20 protein-coding genes and 2 pseudogenes are annotated in these 19,422 nt (G+C 64.2%); 12 read left to right on the top strand and 10 right to left on the bottom strand.

Features of this window, described 5'->3' with window-relative positions; all coding sequences use genetic code 11:
• Positions 1 to 21: 21 nt before the first annotated feature.
• The 4 genes from PVW46_RS02685 to PVW46_RS02670 are packed head-to-tail and all read left to right on the top strand — an operon-like array spanning position 22 to position 2,910.
• Positions 22 to 600: an NAD(P)H-dependent oxidoreductase gene (locus PVW46_RS02685; RefSeq protein WP_069208859.1), complete on the top strand. Its 579-nt coding sequence runs from the start codon at positions 22 to 24 to the stop codon at positions 598 to 600.
• A gap of 1 nt (position 601) precedes the next feature.
• The gene (locus PVW46_RS02680; protein WP_043138812.1) at positions 602 to 1,198 is read left to right on the top strand and encodes an NAD(P)H-dependent oxidoreductase; all 597 of its coding nucleotides are present in this window, start codon (positions 602 to 604) and stop codon (positions 1,196 to 1,198) included.
• Positions 1,195 to 2,124 carry an isopenicillin N synthase family dioxygenase gene (locus PVW46_RS02675; RefSeq protein WP_274574494.1) on the top strand — a complete coding sequence of 310 codons (930 nt, stop codon included), beginning with the start codon at positions 1,195 to 1,197 and terminating at the stop codon, positions 2,122 to 2,124. Before PVW46_RS02680 ends, PVW46_RS02675 begins: the two co-directional genes overlap by 4 nt.
• A 3-nt stretch (positions 2,125 to 2,127) precedes the next feature.
• Positions 2,128 to 2,910: a creatininase family protein gene (locus PVW46_RS02670; protein ID WP_069208858.1), complete on the top strand. Its 783-nt coding sequence runs from the start codon at positions 2,128 to 2,130 to the stop codon at positions 2,908 to 2,910.
• A gap of 43 nt (positions 2,911 to 2,953) precedes the next feature.
• Here the strand turns inward: PVW46_RS02670 and PVW46_RS02665 are convergent, their stop codons facing one another.
• The 5 genes from PVW46_RS02665 to PVW46_RS02645 all read right to left on the bottom strand — a co-directional run bounded on the left by PVW46_RS02665 (position 2,954) and on the right by PVW46_RS02645 (position 7,787).
• The gene (locus PVW46_RS02665; RefSeq protein WP_069208857.1) at positions 2,954 to 3,790 is read right to left on the bottom strand and encodes an amidohydrolase family protein; all 837 of its coding nucleotides are present in this window, start codon (positions 3,788 to 3,790) and stop codon (positions 2,954 to 2,956) included.
• A gap of 11 nt (positions 3,791 to 3,801) precedes the next feature.
• Entirely contained in the window at positions 3,802 to 4,881 is a 1,080-nt protein-coding gene (locus PVW46_RS02660; RefSeq protein ID WP_274574489.1) for a Gfo/Idh/MocA family protein, read from the bottom strand.
• Positions 4,882 to 4,965: 84 nt separating this feature from the next.
• Positions 4,966 to 5,958, bottom strand: coding sequence for a sugar-binding protein (locus PVW46_RS02655; protein WP_043138820.1), 993 nt, complete (start codon positions 5,956 to 5,958; stop codon positions 4,966 to 4,968).
• Positions 5,959 to 5,994: 36 nt separating this feature from the next.
• Positions 5,995 to 7,050 (bottom strand): ABC transporter permease, encoded by a 1,056-nt coding sequence (locus PVW46_RS02650; protein ID WP_083242172.1) that lies wholly within the window; start codon positions 7,048 to 7,050, stop codon positions 5,995 to 5,997.
• Positions 7,047 to 7,787: an ATP-binding cassette domain-containing protein gene (locus PVW46_RS02645; protein ID WP_043138822.1), complete on the bottom strand. Its 741-nt coding sequence runs from the start codon at positions 7,785 to 7,787 to the stop codon at positions 7,047 to 7,049. The genes PVW46_RS02650 and PVW46_RS02645 overlap by 4 nt, the downstream gene beginning before the upstream one ends.
• Positions 7,788 to 8,047: 260 nt before the next feature.
• Between PVW46_RS02645 and PVW46_RS02640 the strand changes: the two genes are divergently transcribed.
• The 3 genes from PVW46_RS02640 to PVW46_RS02630 all read left to right on the top strand — a co-directional run bounded on the left by PVW46_RS02640 (position 8,048) and on the right by PVW46_RS02630 (position 12,690).
• Positions 8,048 to 9,094, top strand: a complete 1,047-nt coding sequence (locus PVW46_RS02640; RefSeq protein ID WP_069208289.1) for a LacI family DNA-binding transcriptional regulator — start codon at positions 8,048 to 8,050, stop codon at positions 9,092 to 9,094.
• Between the two features lie 221 nt (positions 9,095 to 9,315).
• Positions 9,316 to 12,393, top strand: a complete 3,078-nt coding sequence (locus tag PVW46_RS02635; RefSeq protein WP_274574483.1) for a DUF4214 domain-containing protein — start codon at positions 9,316 to 9,318, stop codon at positions 12,391 to 12,393.
• Positions 12,394 to 12,528: 135 nt separating this feature from the next.
• A complete protein-coding gene (locus PVW46_RS02630; protein ID WP_274574481.1) occupies positions 12,529 to 12,690 on the top strand; it encodes a hypothetical protein in 162 nt (53 codons plus the stop codon).
• A 19-nt stretch (positions 12,691 to 12,709) separates the two neighbouring features.
• Here the strand turns inward: PVW46_RS02630 and PVW46_RS28710 are convergent.
• From PVW46_RS28710 to PVW46_RS02615, 4 genes and pseudogenes are all read right to left on the bottom strand, one after another.
• A pseudogene (locus PVW46_RS28710) lies at positions 12,710 to 12,929 on the bottom strand (methyl-accepting chemotaxis protein); the annotation flags it as partial.
• Between the two features lie 90 nt (positions 12,930 to 13,019).
• A pseudogene (locus PVW46_RS28705) lies at positions 13,020 to 13,322 on the bottom strand (PAS domain-containing protein); the annotation flags it as partial.
• A 248-nt stretch (positions 13,323 to 13,570) separates the two neighbouring features.
• On the bottom strand, positions 13,571 to 13,726 hold the full coding sequence (locus PVW46_RS02620) for a hypothetical protein (RefSeq protein ID WP_274574477.1): 156 nt from the start codon (positions 13,724 to 13,726) through the stop codon (positions 13,571 to 13,573).
• Between the two features lie 154 nt (positions 13,727 to 13,880).
• Positions 13,881 to 14,270, bottom strand: a complete 390-nt coding sequence (locus PVW46_RS02615) for a winged helix-turn-helix transcriptional regulator (protein WP_043138831.1) — start codon at positions 14,268 to 14,270, stop codon at positions 13,881 to 13,883.
• A gap of 110 nt (positions 14,271 to 14,380) precedes the next feature.
• On the opposite strand from PVW46_RS02615, the gene PVW46_RS02610 reads away from it, so the two are divergent.
• Positions 14,381 to 15,238 carry an SDR family oxidoreductase gene (locus tag PVW46_RS02610; RefSeq protein WP_069208292.1) on the top strand — a complete coding sequence of 286 codons (858 nt, stop codon included), beginning with the start codon at positions 14,381 to 14,383 and terminating at the stop codon, positions 15,236 to 15,238.
• A gap of 46 nt (positions 15,239 to 15,284) precedes the next feature.
• Here PVW46_RS02610 and PVW46_RS02605 read toward each other — a convergent pair whose 3' ends face one another.
• Positions 15,285 to 16,181, bottom strand: a complete 897-nt coding sequence (locus PVW46_RS02605; protein WP_069208293.1) for a LysR family transcriptional regulator — start codon at positions 16,179 to 16,181, stop codon at positions 15,285 to 15,287.
• Between the two features lie 145 nt (positions 16,182 to 16,326).
• Between PVW46_RS02605 and PVW46_RS02600 the strand changes: the two genes are divergently transcribed.
• The 4 genes from PVW46_RS02600 (at position 16,327) to PVW46_RS02585 (ending at position 19,245) form a co-directional block, all read left to right on the top strand.
• Positions 16,327 to 16,743, top strand: a complete 417-nt coding sequence (locus PVW46_RS02600; protein WP_069208294.1) for a DoxX family protein — start codon at positions 16,327 to 16,329, stop codon at positions 16,741 to 16,743.
• Positions 16,744 to 16,774: 31 nt separating this feature from the next.
• Entirely contained in the window at positions 16,775 to 17,377 is a 603-nt protein-coding gene (locus PVW46_RS02595) for a hypothetical protein (protein WP_069208295.1), read from the top strand.
• A gap of 69 nt (positions 17,378 to 17,446) precedes the next feature.
• The gene (gene ygiD, locus PVW46_RS02590; protein WP_069208296.1) at positions 17,447 to 18,289 is read left to right on the top strand and encodes a 4,5-DOPA-extradiol-dioxygenase; all 843 of its coding nucleotides are present in this window, start codon (positions 17,447 to 17,449) and stop codon (positions 18,287 to 18,289) included.
• On the top strand, positions 18,289 to 19,245 hold the full coding sequence (locus PVW46_RS02585; RefSeq protein ID WP_069208297.1) for a glutathione S-transferase family protein: 957 nt from the start codon (positions 18,289 to 18,291) through the stop codon (positions 19,243 to 19,245). The genes ygiD and PVW46_RS02585 overlap by 1 nt, the downstream gene beginning before the upstream one ends.
• Positions 19,246 to 19,422 lie beyond the last annotated feature (177 nt).

Here is a 19,422-nt window from a genome sequence, read left to right as displayed (position 1 = left end):
AGAAGCAGGGGGCGCGGTGAGATGCGGGCGCTTGTGCTTTTTGCCCATCCCTGTCCGGAAAGCCTGTCCGCGGCGCTGCATGCGCGCGTCGTCGAGACGCTGACGGCCCGCGGCTGGGAGGTGGACGATTGCGACCTGAACGCCGAAGGCTTCGACCCGGTGCTGAGCGAGACCGAGCGGCGCGGCTATCACGAGGTGCCGGCGAACCTGGGGCCGGTGGCGGCGCATGTCGAGCGGTTGCGCGCGGCCCAGGCGCTGGTGCTGGTCTTTCCGGTCTGGAACTTCGGCTTTCCGGCCATTCTCAAGGGATATTTCGACCGGGTGTTCCTGCCCGGCGTCTCGTTCCGGCTGGAGGACGGGCGGGTGAAGCCGAACCTGACTCATATCAGGCGGCTGGCGGCGGTCACGACCTATGGCGGCACCCGCTGGCGGGCCTTCATGGCGGGCGACCCGCCGCGCAAGATCGTGCGCCGGGCGGTCTGGCATGTCACGCGGCCTGAAAAGACGCGCTATCTTGCTCTTTATGGCATGAACCGGGCCACGGAGACACAGCACGCGGGGTTCCTGGACCGCGTGGAACGCGAGATGGAGCGGTTCTGACGTGCGGGCCCTGGTGGTTTACTGTCATCCCTCGCCCGAAAGCTTTACCGCGGCGGTGCGGGACACGGTGCTGTCGCGGTTGGAGGCGCGAGGCGCCGAGGTGCGGATACAAGATCTTTATGCGCGGGGCTTTGACCCGGTTCTGGCCCCCGATGAATGGGCCGGCTACCTGGACGAACCGGGCAACCGGGTGCCGGTGGCGGAGGAGGCGGCGGACCTGCGATGGTGCGACACGCTGATCTTTGTCTACCCGACCTGGTGGTACGGTCTGCCCGCCCTGCTGAAAGGCTGGCTGGACCGGGTGATGCTGCCCGGCGTGGCCTTCGAGATGCCGAAAGCGCCGGGTGAGACCATCGCGCCCGGGCTGACGCAGGTCACGCGGCTGGGGGTCTTTACCACCTGCGGGGCAAGCTGGTGGCTGACGCGCTGGATCGGTGCGCCAGGTCGGCGGACGCTTTTGCGCGGTGTGCGCCTGCTCTGTGCGCCGCGTTGCCGTACCGCCTTTGCCGCGCATTACCTGATGGACAGTTCCACGCAGGCCAGCCGCGCCCGACACCTGGCCCGGCTGGACCGGGTGCTGGACAGGTTCCTTGCATGACGACGGCGGCAGGCATGATCCCGGTTCTGGACTGGTCACGGTACGAGGACGATCCCGAAGGCGTCAGCGCCCGTCTTGGCGCGGCCTGCCGCAACAGCGGGTTCTTTTGCCTGGCCGGGCACGGGGTGCCGGAAGATGCGATCGCGAGGATCTTCGACGAGGCCGCGCGGTTCTTTGCGCTGCCGGAGGCGGAAAAGGCGGCGCTGGACATCGCGCTTACGCCGCACAACCGGGGCTGGGCCAGGATGGGCAGTGAGCGCCTCGACGAGACCTCGGGGCAGGTGGACCGCAAGGAGGCCTTCAACATCGGGCTGGACCTTGCGGCGGACGATCCCCGTGTGCTGCGTGGAGACCCCTTTCGGGGTGTGAATGTCTGGCCCGATCTGCCCGGGTTTCGTGAGACCCTGCTCAACTACTATGACCATGCCTGGCAGCTTGGCGTGGCGCTGCACGGGGCTATCGCGCGGGATTTCGGGCTGGCCCCCGGCTATTTCGCGCCGCATTTCACCGCGCCGATGGCGACGCTGCGGCTGTTGTCCTATCCGCCCGGCAGCGGTGCGGAGGGAGAGGTCGGCGCAGGGGCGCACAGCGACTACGGGTCGATCACCCTGCTCTTGACCGATGGCGAGCCGGGCCTGCAGGTGCAGGCCCTGTCCGGGGATTGGATCGACGTGCCGCATGTGCCGGGCGCCTTTGTCGTCAATATCGGCGATTGCCTGATGCGTTGGTCCAACGATCTGTACCGATCCACGCCGCATCGCGTGCTGCCCCCGGCGCGGGCGCGCAGGTCGGTGGCCTTTTTCCTGGACCCGAACCCGGACAGTGTGATCGCCGCCCTGCCGGGCACGGGATCGCCACGCTACTCGCCGATCACCGGGGCCGCGTACCTCCGGTCTCGGCTGGACGCCACATACAAGGGAGATTGAGGCTTGAGACGACTGGACTGGACCGAACGGCGCGCACCGGACTTCGAGGCCGTGGACCCGATGAAGACCATCGCCGTGCTGCCCACGGCGGCGGTGGAACAACACGGGCCACATCTGCCGGTGGGCACGGACACGATGATCGCGGACTACATGCTGTCGTTGCTGCGCGAGACATGCCCCGAGGACCTGGACCTGGCGATCCTGCCGGTCATGGCGGTGGGCAAGTCGAACGAGCATCTCTGGGCGCGGGGCACCTTGACGCTGAGCGCGGCAACGGCCCTGGCCGCCTGGACGGAGATCGGCCTGTCCGTGGCGCGCGCGGGCGTGCGCAAGATCGTCATCGCCAATTCGCATGGTGGCAACCTGGACCTGATCTCTATCCTGTCGCGCGAGCTGCGCGTGCAGGCCGGGATGCTGGCGGTCAAATGCCAATGGGGGAATTTCGGCCACCCCGAGGGGATGTATTCCGATCATGAACGGCGCTTCGGCATTCATGGCGGCGATGTCGAGACCTCGATCATGCTGGCCTGCCAGCCGCAGTGCGTGGACATGAGCCGGGCCGAGAACTTCCGGTCGGCCGCAGAGGGCGCCGCGATCCCGCCCACGGGACCGATCAGCCGGGGATGGATCGCCTCGGATCTCAACCCGGCGGGGACCGTGGGCGACGCCTCTGTCGCGACGGCGGAAAAAGGCGCGGCAACCGCACGGCACCAGGTGGCGGGGTTCATCGAGATGCTGCGAGAGGTGGAGGCGATGGCGCTACCCTCAACGCCTGCGAGCCTCTGATTTATTTTAAATCAAAGGATTGGGAGGAAAACTTCACCTGCTATCAAAGCCGGTAGAACCGCTTGGCCGTACCGCTGAACACCTGCGCGCGGTCCGCCTGTGACAAACCGGTGGTCAGCCGCAGTGCCTGCGCGTGCCAGTCGGCATAGTCGCAGCGCAGGCGGGCCACCGGCCAGTCCGATCCCCACATGACGCGCTGCGGCCCAAAGACCGACAGGATGTGATCGACGTAGGGCGCGAGCAGATCATCCGACGGCAGTTCATCGGCCTCGGTCACGAGGCCCGACAGCTTGCAGAAGGCGCCGGTTTCTTGGGCTAGGCGGGTCATGCCCTCCGCCCAGGCGTGGAAACTGTCGTCGGAATGGCTGCGCAGTTGCGGTTTCAGGCAATGATCCAGCACCACCCGCATGTCGGGATAGCGGTTCAGCAGCTCCAGAAAGGGCGCCTGGTGCCGGGGAAAGCCAAGCGCGTCGAACGTCAGGTCCATCTCGATCAGGGCGTCAAAGGCCCATTGCACCTCTGGCTTCAGCATCCAGAGGTCGTCGGGAAGGTCCTGGATCATGGGGCGCACACCGGCGAATTTCGGATGCCTGGAAAGACGTTGCAGGGTGTTCTTCTGATCGGGATCCTCGAAGTCGATCCAGCCGACGACCTTGGCCACATGCGGCGTGCAATCGGCGATGCCCAGCAGGTACTCGGTTTCGGCCATCGTGGGCGCCGCCTGGACCAGGACCGTGCGCGTGACACCCGTCGCCTGCAGACCCGGGGCAAGGTCTGCCGGGTGATAGGGGACGCTCAGCACCGGGTCATCAGCGGGCATCCAGCCATAGTCGCCGCGCGCGGGATGCCAGAAATGGTGATGGGAATCGATATGGTCCATGTCCGCCTCCGTCAGAGAACAAGCCGGTGATCGGTGCGCGGGACCCGGCGCAGCGTGTCCGGGCCCGGGTGGGCGGGGCGCGGGGGCAGGGTGACAGGCTGTGCCTGGCCCGTCCTCATGCCCTCTTCGATGGCGCGCATGATCGCCACATCGGCCAACCCTTCGGCGCCGTCATCCTCGGGCCGCTGCCCCCTCCGGATGCAGTCCGAGAAATAGGCGGTCTGCGCGCCGAAATGATCGCAGTCGGGCACTACGATGCGGTCTTGCGGCACCCCGGCGGCGCGCTGGGTTAGCGCAACGTCGGTTTCGAAACGGAACGCCGGAGAGACATCCAGCGTGCCTTTCGTACCCAGAACCGTATAGCTGTCCTGCTCATCCGTGCCGAAACTGGCGATGAACTGCGCCAGCCGTCCGCGCGGGAAACGCAGGGTGACGGCCACGCTTTCCTCGACCTCGGAAAACCGCGGGTCGCCGTCGCCATGCGAGCCCATAGCGGCAACCTCCGTGGGTTCATCGCCAAAGACATGGCGGGCGGCGTTCAGGCAATAGACGCCGATGTCCTGCAAGGGGCCGCCCCAGTGTTCCGCCCGCAAGCGGTGGTTGTCCGGTGCCGACTGGAACCCGAAGACAGAGGTAAAGACGCGCGGATCGCCGATCTCTCCGCGCCGGATGCGCTCCAGCACCTCGACGGTGCCGGGTTCGTGGTGCAGGCGGTAGGCGGTCATCAGGTAGGCACCCGAGGCCTCTGACGCGGCGATCATCGCCTGGCATTCGGCCACCGTGGGGGCCAGCGGCTTTTCCACCAGCGCATGTTTTCCGGCCTTCAGAGCGCGGATGGTGTAATCCGCATGCAGCGAGTTCGGCAGCGCGATATAGACCGCGTCAATGCGATCCGAGGCCAGCAGAGCGTCGTATTCATCGTAGGGCAGCACCTCGGGGATGCCGTGGAAATCGGCCAGTTTCCGCGCCGCATCCGTGCTGCCGCTGACGATGGTCGCGACTTCGGAATTATCGGTCTGGGCCACTGCCGGAAGAAAGGCGATCTGAGAGATCCAGCCTGCGCCGACGACCGCGTAACGTACCCGTTCCAATCACTTTCTCCCATGTATACGGGGGGCACCCCGTGAAAACGGCGGCGCAGGGATGCGCCGCCGTCCTGTCACATCAACCGGCGATCACTTTACGCAGGTGTCGATGTTTTCGTTGTTGCAGACGTCCAGCCCGGTAAAGATCGGGTCGTCCACGTCCTTGCCCTCGGCGATGTCCTTGAGGATGTACATCGCCTTGTAGCCCATCTCGTAGGGGCGCTGACCGACCAAGCCATTGCCCAGCCCGTCCTTGGTCTGGGCGATCTGCATCGGCAGCGTGTCGGCCACGACGATGGTCAGATCGCCGCTGTCCATCTCTGCCTTGTAGGGCTCGGCGGCGTTGCGATAGGCGTTGTCGAACCACTGGGTAAAGGCACCGGTCGACAGGAAGGCCGTCAGGTCCGGGTTAGCCGCCAGGATGTCGGTCAGGCCCTGCACGGCGACGTTACCGTCGTCGTTGGTGATCAGCGGGCAGCCCGCGATCTCTGTCCAGCCGTTGTCACCGTCCAGCGGGCGGCCCGGAGGATCGCCCAGCTCGGCCCCGGCCAGGGTTTCCCGTGCGCCCAGCAGGCGCTCGTTGTGGTTTGCCGCGGCGGCGCCGCCGGTCTGCAGGCAGATGGTGCCGCCGTCGGGGTGACGCGCCATGACCAGTTCCGCCAGGTGCACGCCGATGTTGTAGTTGTTGGTGCCGACGTAGGTGGTGCGCAGGGCCTGGTCCTCGGGCAGCAGGTCCGAGTCCCAGGTCATCACGGGGATGCCCGCATCCGCCGCGGCGCGCAGGACCTTGGCCATCGCGGGCGCGTTGGAGGGCGCCACGGCGATCCCGTCGACACCCTTAGTGATGAGGTCCTGCACGATCTGGATCTGCTCCAGCTCTGTGTGTTCGCCGGGGCCGATGTATTCGCAGGTCACGTCGTCCAGCTCTTCCTGAGCGGCGTAGCAGCCGTCGCGGGCAAGGTCGAAGAACGGGTTGTTCATCGCCTTGGGTACGAGGGCAAAGGTGTAGCCCCCGTGGCTTTCTGCGAAGGCCGGTGCGGCAAGCGCCCCGATCAGCGCGGTCGCGGTCAGCAGTTTCTTCATGTCTTTCTCCTCCCTGAGTTTCATGAAGTGAGGGGCTTATTTGCCCCCTCGATTGCGGAGCTGTTCCAGCAGGACTGCAAGAATGAGGAACAACCCGACAAAGAATTGCTGCCAGAGCGCCGGGATCCCGGCGAGCAGCAGCGAATTGCGGATCAGTTCGACCAGCGCGGCCCCGATGGGCGCGCCAAGGGCGTAGACGATGCCCCCCATCAGGTTGGCGCCGCCGATGACGCTGGCCGCGATGACGTTGAGCTCATAGGTGGCGCCCATGCCGTTGGTGGCCGATCCGGTGTAGCCGATGAACATGAAGGCCGCGATGCCGGTACAGATCGAACAGACCATGTAGACCGAGACGATCACGCGCTCGACCGGGATGCCCGAGAGTTTCGCCGCATGGGCGTTGCCGCCGATGGCGATGACCCAGCGGCCCCATTCCGAGTAGCGCCAGACCCAGAGGAAAAACAGCGTCATCACGGTCAGCACCCAGACGACATTGGGCACGCCCAGCATGCTGCCGCCGCCGATCCATTCAAAGAGCTCCTGGTCGGGGCCGAACTCGTAGACCATCTTGTTGTTGGAAATCACCATTGCGATCGACCGCGCCATCGCCAGCATTCCCAGCGTCACCACGAAGGGCGCCAGCCGGACATAGGCGATCAGCACGCCATTGATGAGTCCCACCAGCGCGGCGGTGCCGATGCAGGCGACAAAGCCGATCTCGACGCTCCACCCGGCCTGTAGGACCAGCGCCAGGTTGATCCCGCAAAGCCCCAGCAGCGAGCCGACCGAAAGGTCGATGCCCGCGGTGCAGATCACCGCCGACATGCCCAGCGCCATGATGCCGAAGAAGGCCATGTTGCGGGTGATGTTGAAGAGGTTGCGTTCGGTCAGGAAGGCGTCGGAGACGAAGGTCATGACAAACCCGATGGTGAGGATCGCCACGAAGACCCAGAAGGGCTGAGTGCGGATGATGGCGCCGATGCCCGAGACCTCGCGCCGAGAGGTGATGCTGTCGTCGATGGCCGCGTGATCCACCGGCGTCTGCGCGGTCTTGTCATGGGCGTCTTGCGGTGTGTTCGTGCTGTCGGTCATGCTGCCTCGATGGCTCCGATGATGAGGCCCGTGACTTCCTCGGGGCTGGTGTCGTCGATGCGCTTGTCGGCCACCTTGGTGCCGCGGCGCAGGACGGCAACCCGGTCGCAGACCTCGAAGACGTCGGGCATCCTGTGACTGACCAGGATCACCGCGTGGCCGGTGGATTTCAGACGTTTGATGAGGTTGAGAACCTCGGCGACCTGGCGGACGGAAATTGCGGCGGTGGGTTCGTCCATCAAGACCAGTTTCGGATCGCTGAGGCGGGTGCGCGCGATGGCCACCGCCTGGCGCTGGCCGCCGGACATCTGTTTCACCAGATCGCGGGGGCGGGTTTCCGATTTCAGCTCGGAAAACAGTTCGCCAGCCTTCTGGTACATGGCGTTGTAGTTGAGACTGCGGAACGGCCAGATGCCCGACTTGATCTCACGCCCCAGAAAGACATTGGCCGCCGCCGTCAGGTTGTCGCAAAGCGCGAGGTCCTGGTAGACGATCTCGATCCCGTTGTCGCGCGCATCGAGGGGGCGGGTGAAATGCACCGGGCTGCCGTCGATGCGGATCTCGCCGGTGGTCGGAGGGAAGTTCCCCGCGATGATCTTCATCAGCGTGGATTTCCCGGCCCCGTTGTCGCCCATCAGGCCGATCGCCTCGCCGGGGGCAATGCTCAGATCGACCCCGTTCAGCGCGTGGATGGCGCCGAAACTCTTGGTGACCTGTCTGAGCTCCATCAGGCTCATGCGCAGCTTCCTCCCTTGTCCGCACGACGTTTGGTCCGCCATCAAGGATGGCCGGCAAATTCCTGTCAGGGCTGGGTAAACCGCCCCGTCAGGTGGCGCCCGGATGGGCGCGCCGATGTCTGTGCGTCTGTGCCGCCTTTGCGGCGGCATCCTCCCATTTGTGTACGTGAGTATGCCCAGTTACCGCTAAAGCTAAAACCCTCTAGACAGGCAAAAAATGATGTGAAAACCATCAGTCATGCGGTGATCCAGCCCCTTGGATGCCGTCGGGAGGAGACCGGAAGATCACCGGACAGGACGCCAAAAGCGGATGGAAGGGACCGACGATCCAGCAGGTCGCCGAAGTCTCCGGCGTGGGCGTCGCCACCGTGGACCGGGTGCTGAACAACCGACCCGGCGTGCGGGAAAAGACGCGCCAGCGCGTGCGGGCGGCCTTTGACAAGCTGCGGCTGGAACGGCTGAACGCGCCTTCGCTGCGTATCGCCCTGCATTGCGAGTCCGGCGAAAGCTTCAACGCGGCGGTGGAAACGGCTGTCCAGAAACTGCACCGCAAGGAGCCGGGGATCACCCTGAGCAGCACCTATGCGGTGACCAATGACCTTGACGCCAATCTCTTTGCGGCCGACCTGCTGGACCAGGGCAAGGGAGCGGACGGCAGCATCGTGGTTGCCCGCGAACACCCGGCGATCAACAGCGCCATCCGCCAGTTGCGCCGCTTGGGCAAGCCGGTGGTTTGTCTGACCACGGACCTGCCCAGTTCCCGCCGCAGCGCCTATGTCGGCAATGACCAGTCAGAGGCGGGGGCCGTCGCCGCGCAAGTCATCGGTCGCGCGCTGCCGCGCGTGCCCGGACAGATCCTGCTGATCATGAGCGTTGCCTACCGGTGCCAGAAAGAGCGCGAGATGGGTTTTCGCAGGGTCCTGCGCGCGGGCTTTCCCCACCTGAGGATCGAGGAACGCCTGTTCACGGACGAACGCCCCGAGACCATGCGCAGCCAGCTGGTCAGCCACTTTGAAAGCAACGGTGTGCCGCCCGCGATCTACAACGTGGCCGGGGCCAACCGCGGCGTGGCGCAGGCGCTGGACGTGACCGGCGAGGCGCCCGCGACGCTTTTTGTCGGGCACGAGCTGACTCCGGTCACGCAGCGGCTCTTGCAGGCGGGGACGATGGATTTCGTGGTCTCCCACGACTTCGAGGCGGAACTGACCCAGGCGGTGCGCTGGATCACCGATTCCCGCAATGGCGTCGAGAGCGAGCCCGCGCCTTCGCAGATCATGCTGCACACCCGGTTCAACTGCTCTGTGTGACGTTTCGCATCTCACCGAATACAATCAAGAGCTGATCAATCTCGTATCATTTCAATCCGCGTTCGCCAGTGTTGCGCAAAAACATGCATGGATTGTCATTATTTGATTCATATCAATGCTACGTTCGAAATTTCCCGAAAATATCCCGAAACTATTATATGTAGCCCGTGGCATATGTTCCGGTAGTTCCCGCCCCGAAACCGTATCAAGAGATAATGATCATGGCCGATACCCCGACCATCACGAACCCGACCTACACCACCACGCACGTCTTCAGCACCGATGACGTCACCGGCACGTTCGACGGTCTGACGCAGGGTGATGTCCTGCCCGGCGAAGCGCCGGTCGTTGATTTCACCGCCACGCCGATGGTGACCAAGGAAGGGGTCATGCTGTATCCCGTGGACAGCGAATTCGGCTTCTACGTCACCGATTTCGTCGGTGCCGAGGAAAAGATCCGTGACTACGATTATGCCGAAGGCTGGGTCGGCGACCTGACCGGCCCGGCGGGTGAACAGCTGGGCATCGTCGTCTCGGATGCGCCGACCGACAGTTTCCGCACACCCGCCGTACTGGGCACCTGGCTGTCCGGCCTTGGTTTCAACACCGTGAAGGCCTCGACCGAGCACTACTCGGTCATGCAGAACATCCTGTCCGATCAGAAATACCCGGACGATCCGGACGCGGTCTATCAACTGGACGACAATCTGATCCTGCTCAGCCAGAATCCCGACTGGGACGGGCAGTACGTGTCCGACCTTCTGGCGGATCCGGTGACCTACGGTGTGACCGACCGCAACGATGACGGCGTGCTGGACATCCGCGACCTGCTCAACCCCAATGAATCCACCATCGAATACGACATTGCCTATAGCACCGACTACTCGGTGACGCTCAAGGACGACGGCAAGCTGCTGTATCGCTGGGGGAACACGGTCAAGCGCCCGAACGACATCCGCCTTGAGGCGACGATGGACCTGCCGGACGAGTGGAGGGACACCGATCCGGACAACGGCCTCATTCCGCTCTACAAGGTGACGGCCGCGGAATTGGTGACCAACCACACGATCACCAACAACCCCAACGACCAGATCCGGCCCGAGGACTTCGAGAACGAGGCGGCGATCGGCAAGCTGCCGACCTATACCATCATCACGGACTACAACCTTGACGGCAACGGCCCGCGCGAGGTCTGGGTGACGACCGACGACTATTATGCCGGCGACGGCACGCTGTACCCGGCAGGAACCATCCTCAAGGACGAATGGCTGGCCCAGCAGGCTGCGGTTTCTTCGCTTGCGGCGGGCGGTCTGGCCTCCGAGGACCTGCTGGAAGGCTATACCAACGCCTGGTACACGACGATGGACCGCGAACCCTTCGAGGCGGACTTCGACGCGAACGGCGACTACATCTCTGGCCCGCGCTGGCGCCTGCAGACCGACAAGTACGGCCAGGACCTGCCCGGCGTCGTGATCCCGATCGACCCCAGCGACCCGCTGCCCATCACCAGCGATGAGGTGAAATACGAGGTTGGCGCCGATGACACGACCGTCATCAACCTGCTCGATTGGGGCCTGCCCGTTTCGCCGCTGTCGATCAGCGCTGGCTGGCAGAACAACTCTGGCCTGGCCACCGCGAACGGTCTGAACATGACCGACGGGTTCGACGTGGCTTTCTACATCAAGGGCGACATCAAGCCGGCCACCCTCTATGACACCACGCTGCTGATGGAATATGAGGAAATCCCGATCCACGACGAGGCCGTCGCAATCAACGGCACCGCCGAGGCGGATCACCTCGTGGGGCAGGGGGGCAACACCTTCACCGGCGGCGACGGTGACGACCTCTTTGTCCTGTCCTATGGCAAGGACGGCGACACCGTCTTCGCCACCAGCACAATCAATGACTTCATCGACGGCGAGGACGTGATCGGCCTGATCGACCTGGGTGTGAACGACGTCAACTTCGACTCCAAGATCACCCAGACGGTCGTGGGCGGAAACCTCGAGATCTCGATCGACGGCAACCGCATCGCGGTGCTGGCGGGCGTCACCGAGGAACTGACGATCGAGGACTTCCTGCTGATCAACCGCGCGCCGGACGTGCCAGTGGACGGCACGAGCGGCGACGACCTTCTGGTCGGGACGCCGGGTGACAACGTCATCGACGGCATGGAAGGCAACGACACCATCCTGGGCCAGGGCGGAGAGGATGTCCTGCTGGGCGGTGCCGGCGATGACGAACTGCTGGCAGAGCCGGTCGATCCCGTCTTTGACGCCGCGGCCAACCAGGTGTTCCGCATGTACCAGACCGCCTTCGACCGCCTGCCGGATCGTCCGGGCCACTTTGGCTGGACCTCTGCCGTGGTCGCGGGAACGCTTGACCTCACGGACATGGCGCAGGCCTTCCTCAACTCGGCAGAGGGCGTTTCGACCTACGGTGCCCTGACCAACACCGAGTTCGTGACAGCGATGTACGAAAACGCGCTGGATCGTGCACCCGACGGCGGGCTTGCGGGCTGGGTCGCGCTGCTGGATGGCGGCACCTGGACCCGCGCGGATGTCATGGCCTTCTTCGCCGACAGCCCCGAGGCGATTGCCAAGACCAGCCCCGTGGCGCTGGAATATTCGCAGGCGGGTTATCAGCAGGACTACACCGACGAGGCCTATCGCCTCTATGTCGGGGTCACCGGCGAGGAACCCTCTGTTTCGGTCATCGAGTCTCTGACGATGGACCTGGCCGAAGGCGCCACAATGCTGGACGTGGCGACCGAGCTCTTTGCATCGGACGCGGCGACGGCGCTTTATGGCGGCACCACGAACGTCGAGTTCGTCGAGCTGGTCTACCAGACCCTGCTGGAGCGGGGTGCCGATCCGGTGGCACTCAGCCTCTGGCCGGCGCAGCTGGACGCGGGCACGATGACTCGTCCGCAGGTGATCTCGATCCTTGCCAAGGGCGCGGGCGCGGTCAACGCACAGGCGGACGATCTTTTGGACCACATGCGCGCGCTTGGCCAGGACGACCTGCTGGCCGGCGGAGCGGACGACGACCTGCTGTTCGGCGGTGTCCTCTCCGACACCTTCCAGTTCGACGCCTCCGAGCCGGGCAATGACCAGGTGGTCGGTGTCGAGGCCTGGGACATGATCGAGTTCGTCGGCTTCGGTTACGGCACCGCTGCAGAAGCCCGCGCCAACATGAGCCAGGTGGGCAATGACGTCGTGTTCACCGACCAGGGTGAAACCATCGTCTACCTGAACACCGCCCTGGGCGAGATCACCGAGGACATGATCCTGGTCTGAGGCGCATGACCCTGGAAAAGCAAAGTGCCGCGCGTTTGCGCGGCACTTTTTTGTCTGCTCCGGGATCCGGTTCCGCCATGGCGCGCCCAGTGGCGGCTGACCGCGCGGTTCAGGTCTTGGATCACCTCAGAGACGATGCAGGACACATTCTCCTGCGAGACGGCACTTTCCGAGATCGCCTCGATCGAGCTGGACGTCCGATCCAAAGAGGATACGATTTCCTCGAAACTTTGCAGGGCGCTGCGCGTGCGTTCGGTGCCCTGGTTCACCCGCTTGCTGGAAATGACGATCAACTAGCCAATCTCCCGCGCCGCCTTCGAGCTGCGCTCGGCCAGCTTGCGCACTTCGTCGGCCACCAGGGAAAATCCCACCCCGTGTTTGCCGGCCCGCGCGGCCTCGATCGCGGCGCCAAGGCATTCGAGGCTCTGGTTGGCGTTCAGCGAGGTGGCATTCGAGGGTTCGCGCGAGTCGCGGGAGGAATCCCCTATCCGGTGGATCGTCCCCGAGAGTTCCGTGACCACCTCGTTCGCGGTCATGGTATGCCCGTCGAGGTCGAACGGGATGATCGGCTGGCTGCGGTCGATGGCACGGAGAAGGTTGCCGGTGTCCAGCTCGTTGAGCTTGCGTTCGGTCACGTCCATAGCGAATTTCACCACCTTGACCGGATGGCCGGCGGTATCGAGGATCGGGTTGTAGGTGGCCTGGATCCAGACCTCCTTTCCCGCCTTGGTGATGCGTTTGTATTCGCACTGGTGATAATCGCCCGCGCTGAACGCGCTCCAGATTTCGTGGTAATGGTTGGACTTGGCGTAGGCCGGTTCGCAGAAGATCCTGTGATGCTTGCCGGTCACCTCCTTCTCGGAATTGCCCGTCAACTCCAGGTAGCTGGCGTTTGCATATAGGACGGTGCCATCGGCGTCGAATTTCACCAGTCTCAGGCCGTGTTCCGCCGCCTCCGCGATGGCACTGGCCCGCAGGGTGTTACTGCTGTCGGTGGCCGGGCGCGGCGCGGTTTCGCCGATCAGCAGAACCTCTGCCGGGTCGGTGTCCGGCAACGGCACAAGCCGACCTGACAGGGACTGTCCGCCCGGCAGGGCCAGCGTGATCTCCCGCACGTCTCAATTGGCGCCGAGCGCCGCGATCAGCGGCCCGGTCTCGGCAAAAAGCGTATCGGAGGCTAGGGCAGGCGTGTGCGGCGCGGCAGCAACTCTCGCATCCGGGGCGAGACCGCACTGATGCGACCGTCTGCAACTCTCAGGCGCAGCGCGCAGCTGGAAGTCACGATGTCCTGGCACAGGTCCGAAAGGGATAGTCCGTCCGTAAAATTGGTCATGCTTCGAATTCCTTCGATACCCGCGAGACGGGCCAAAACCCTTGGTCGATTGTGCCGGAGGCTAAGGCGAAGGGTCTTTCGAATTCATGAAGCCGGACATTTCTTGGCCTGCGTGGGCATTGTGCCGGGGACCGCCCAAGCGGTCAGAAACCTGTCACACCGTGTCGAACCGTTGTCGCGCGGCGACGATTTCGGGCATGCCGGTTTCGGCCCAGTCCACCAGCGCAAGCAGGTGCGGCAGGAACCCCTCGCCAAGCGCAGAGAGACTGTAGGTCACGCTGGGCGGCTTGGTGTCGAAGACCTCGCGGCGCAGGATACCGTCACGTTCGAGATTACGCAGGGACTGCGTCAGCATCCGCTTGGATATATCGGGCAGGGCGCGCAGCAACTCGTTGAACCGCATCGGTTTTCGACCAAGCTCCAAAAGGATCAGGACGGGCCACTTGGCCGAGACATGGTCCAGCACCTGGCGCACGGGGCAATTGCCCGGTTCAAACCCCTGGTCCTTCCAGTCCTGCAATTTTCGCGCGCTCACCTGGGCCATCTCTAGGTTCCCTTTTTGTGACCTTGTTCCGAAAACCTGCCTCCTTACGTGGCGGCATATAAGTCTCTAAATGAGACCTGTATTCGATTCGAGACCTGAAAGGAACGACAATGACGACTTACCTGGTTACCGGCGCATCGGGGCAGCTTGGGCAACGCGTGGTAGACCACCTGCGCAACCTTGTCCCTGCCGAAGACATCATCGCGCTGGTGCGCTCCAACTCGGCCCAAGAGGCGTTCGAGGCCAAGGGGATCGCCACCCGCACGGGCGATTACGAGGACCTGGAAAGCCTGAGCCAGGCCTTCGACGGGGTCGACCGGCTGTTGCTGATTTCCTCGTCGGAGGTCGGCAAGCGCGCGGATCAGCACCGCAACGTGCTGGAGGCGGCAAGGGATGCAGGCGTGGGGTTCGTGGCCTATACCTCTATCCTGAACGCGGATAGCGGCGGCATGGCGCTGGCGCAGGAACACAACGCCACCGAGGCCGCGCTGCGCGAGAGCGGTCTGCCGCATGCGATCCTGCGCAACGGCTGGTACTCCGAGAACATCGCCGGGACCGCGCCGCAGGCATTGGAGATGGGACAGCATTTCGGGGCGGCGGGTGACGGGCGCTTTGCAACCGCGTCGCGGCAGGACTTCGCAGAGGCCGCGGCGGTCGTACTGGCCGGTGAGGGCCATGAGGGCAAGACCTATGAACTGGCGGGCGACACGGATTTCAGCCTGTCCGACTATGCCGCGCTGTTGAGCGATGTGTCCGGCAAACCGGTGACCTATGTGAACCTCGACGAGGCCAGCTATACCGGCGCGCTTGTCGGCGCGGGTCTGCCCGAGGGATTTGCCGCGATCCTGGCCGACAGCGATGCGCGCGCCGCGTCCGGGGCGCTGACCACGCAGAGCCGCGACCTGTCCCGCCTGATCGGGCGTCCGACGACACCGATGCGCGAGACTCTGAAGGCCATGCTGGGCTGACGTCCGCTTGCACCGGGATGGCAGCGGTGCGCAGCCATCCCGGGCCTCACAGATTGCCGTTGCGGCGAATGTCCTCGGCGGCAAATTCGATCAATGCCCGGATCTTGCGCGGCAAGGCGCGGCCTTCGAGGTAGATGGCGCTGACGGGGACGGATTCGCTCGGCACGTCCTGCAGGATCGGCACGAGGCGGCCTGCCTCCAACGCATCTTCCAGCGCAAATCGCGGGCCATAGCAGACGCCCAGTCCCTCGGCGGCCAGTTGCATCGCCGCGCTGGCGGAATTCACCTGGAACCGCCCCTGCACCTCGACCACTTCCTCGACCCCATCGGGGCGGAACACCCAGCGGCGCGGCGCGCGGCGATTGGTGTCAAGGATGCAAGGGTGTTGCCTGAGATCTTCCAGCGTCTCGGGCCTGCCATGCCGGGTCAGGTAGTCCGGGCTGGCGGCGGCCACCGATCGTATCTCGCCCAACTTGCGGGACTTGAGCGACAGCATGTCCGACCGCCCGATCCGAAAGGCCAGGTCGATCCCCTCGCTGGCAAGGTCGACGTAGTCGTCGCGCAGGCGCAGGTCGAAACTCAACTCCGGGTTGCCCTCGGCAAAGCGCGACAGCAGGCCGGCGACGTAGATCTCACCAAATGTCACGGGGGCCGAAATCCGGATCAAACCGGTAAACCCGCGCGACCCTTCGGAGACTTCGGCCAGCAGGTCGTCCAGATCATCCAGCAGAGCAGGCGCGCGCGCCAACAGGTCTTCGCCCGCTGGCGTCAGCCCGACTTTGCGGGTGGTCCGCTGAAGCAGCCGGACACCCAATCGGCTTTCCAGTTCGGCGACGTATTTGGAGGTCAGCCGGTTCGACACCCCGAGTTGATCGGCAGCGGCAGTGAACGAGCCGGTCTTGGCCGTGGCCACGAAAGCCCTGATTTCGTCGACAACGTCCATGCGCCACCCATTCGGAACATTTTGAGGATAGTCTTTCTATAATGTCGCCATTTTGTGGGAAAGCCGCAAGGTCTAGGTAGCGGTCAGAGCAACAGCCCGACCCGACAGCCTGACCCGGGGCAGGGCACCTGAATGGAGAAATGACATGACCACTTCGACCGACTATGCCGCCACGCTGCTGCGCGTTTCCAGCGGTGTTCTTTTTCTGGCCCACGGGCTGCTCAAGGTGAACGTCTTCACCATCGCGGGCACCGTCGGCTACTTCGAAAGCCTCGGCCTGCCGGGTTTCCTGGCCTACCTGACCATCGCCGCCGAACTGGGTGGCGGCCTGGCGCTGATCCTTGGCGTTGCCGTACGGCTGGTGTCGCTGGCCCTGATCCCCGTCCTTCTGGGCGCGACATGGGTGCACATCGGCAATGGCTGGCTGTTCTCGGGTGAAGGCGGCGGCTGGGAATTCCCGCTGTTCTGGACCGTTGCACAACTGGCCGTGGCCCTTCTTGGCGCTGGTGCCTTCGCCCTGCGCATCCCGGCACTGCAACGGACCCTTGGGCAATTCGCCTGATCACGGTACCCGCATATCAAGGCACGGACAGATGTACCGCACCGTCACGCTGACTTTGGCCCTCGCGCTTGGACTGGCGCTGGCCGCACCGGTTTCGGCGCAGGACATCCGTGAAAGTCCGTCGACTTTCGACGCCGTCCATGTCGATGAATCCGCTTCCCGGGCGTTGGCGCCCGGGAAGAAGATCTCGTACCTCTACACCCGGAACGTGACGCAGGAGTTCATCCCGCAGAAGCTGACCGACCGGGTGTATTTCTTCCAGAGCCAGTTCAACGGCACCATCTTCTACGTGGGTGACGAGGGCGTGTTGGTGTTCGACGCCCTGGACTGGGACTTCCTGTCGGGCGGTCACGGCAACGTCGGCTCTCGGGCGGATGTGGATTTCTACCGGCAGTTCCTCGACGACCTCGAGGCGGCGGTCGGCGAAGCCCTCGGCAATGTGCCCTGGGGAGACGGAATCACCGACCCGGCGCAGCTGAACGCCCATACCGCCTACCTGTCCAACTGGATCGCGGAAGTCGGGAAATACGCGACAGAAAAACTGCGTCCGGTCTACGGTGACTACTCCGGCTTTGACCACGCAACGCCCAAGAATGCCGAGCTGGCGGGAATGGACCTCTATTCCTACCGCTGACCACATGGACGCGCCGCGAGACAATACCCGGCGCGTCCACACTTCCTTCTGCCGATGAAAGGCCACGAGATGCCCGCAACACGCACACTTGACGACCTGAAGAACAGTTTGTCGCCCTCCGACCGGACGCCGCTGGTCTTTCTCGGCCACGGCAGCCCGATGAACGCCATCCAGGACAGTGCCTACAGCCGCGCCTGGACAGAGCTGGGCAAATCGCTGCCCCGTCCCAAGGCGATCCTCGTCGTGTCCGCCCACTGGATGACCCGGGGCACGACCCTGGTCGATGTCTCGGCCATGCCGAAGACGATCCACGATTTCTACGGCTTCCCGGACGAACTCTTTGCCCAACAGTACCCGGCGCAGGGGGCACCGGACCTCGCTCGCGAGGTGGCCAGCCTGCTGGCCAGCCACCATGCCGAGGAGGATGACACCTGGGGGCTGGATCACGGCGCCTGGACGGTACTGAAATTCCTCTATCCCGGGGCCGATGTACCGGTTTTCCAGGTCTCCATCGACATGAGCCGCGGCCTTGACCATCAGCTTGAGATCGGGCGGACACTGTCGGCCCTGCGCGACCGAGGTGTGTTGATCCTTGGTTCCGGCAACGTGGTGCACAACCTGCGCGCCGTCGAATGGGGCAAGAACGTCAAACCCCATGACTTCGCGCTGGAGTTCGACCGGCTCTTTGCCGACAAGCTGACCGACCGCGATTTCACCGCACTGGCGGATCGCGCGGGCCTGGGGACGCTGTTGAAGATGGCACACCCGTCGGTGGATCACTACCTGCCCGCGCTCACAGTCGCAGGCGCCTCGGATGCGCGGGACGACCTGACCTTCATGACGGATGCCATCGACCTCGCAGCGGTCTCGATGCGGTCCTTCGTGTTCCACGCAAGACAAGGAGCCGCCTGATGCTCGTAGAAGGAAAATGGACCTCGGACTGGCAACCGGTTCAGAAGGCGGATGAAAAGGGGCGGTTCGTCCGCCAGGTCTCCAGTTTTCGCAACTGGATCACGCCGGATGGCAGTGCCGGACCGACCGGCGAGGGCGGCTTCAAGGCCGAAGCGGGGCGCTATCGGCTATACGTTGCGCTGATCTGTCCCTGGGCCTCGCGCACGCTGATCGCACGGAAACTGAAGGGACTCGAGGACCTGATTCCCGTGACCGTGGTCAACCCGGTCCTGTCAGACCAGGGTTGGCAGTTCGGCGGCTATGACGGCGCTGATGCGGATCCGCTCTTCGATGCGACCTACATGCACGAACTCTACACCCGGGCCGATAGCTCCTTTACGGGGCGCGCGACGGTTCCGGTGCTCTGGGACATGCAGCAGGGCGTCATGGTGAACAACGAAAGCGCCGACATCCTGCGGATGTTCGACACCGCCTTCGAAGGGTTGGTGCCTTCGGACCTGAGGCTGTACCCGCAGGATCTGGCGGCCGAGATCGAAGCCCTGAACCCCGTGATCTACGACCGGCTCAACAACGGCGTCTACAAGGCCGGCTTCGCCTCGTCGCAAGAGGCTTATGATGAGGCCGTCGCGGGCGTCTTTGACACGCTCGACATGCTCGAGGATCGCCTGACCGGTGACTACCTCTTCGGGGACCGCCTGACCGAAACCGACATTCGCGCTTTCGTCACCTTGATCCGGTTCGACGCGGCCTATCACGGACTGTTCAAGACCAACCTCCGCCAGATCGCCGACTACCCGCGCCTGTCCGCTTACATGCGGCGCATCCTGGATCTGCCCGGCGTCCGTGAGACCGTGAACATGGACCACATCACGCGGGGGTACTACTCGATCAAAGCACTGAACCCGACCGGTATTCGCCCCGTGGGCCCCGATCACGTCACGCGCGCGCTGCATTGACGGTCACGCGTCAGCAAACCGACCAAAGACCCTGTCCGGACCGGGCAGGGTCACCGCGTTGATGAGACCTTGGTTACATCGGAAGGGATGTAGTTGGATCGTGACACTCATCACGATCTTCCAACCATCTCAAACAGTTAGAGGTGATTGGCTCCGGCGGTAGGGATCGAACCTACG

This window comes from Mameliella sp. AT18, assembly GCF_028807275.1.
GTDB classification, from domain to species: domain Bacteria; phylum Pseudomonadota; class Alphaproteobacteria; order Rhodobacterales; family Rhodobacteraceae; genus Antarctobacter; species Antarctobacter albus.
Note: the sequence above shows the minus strand (reverse complement) of the source record. Positions and strands in the feature narration are given on the sequence as shown.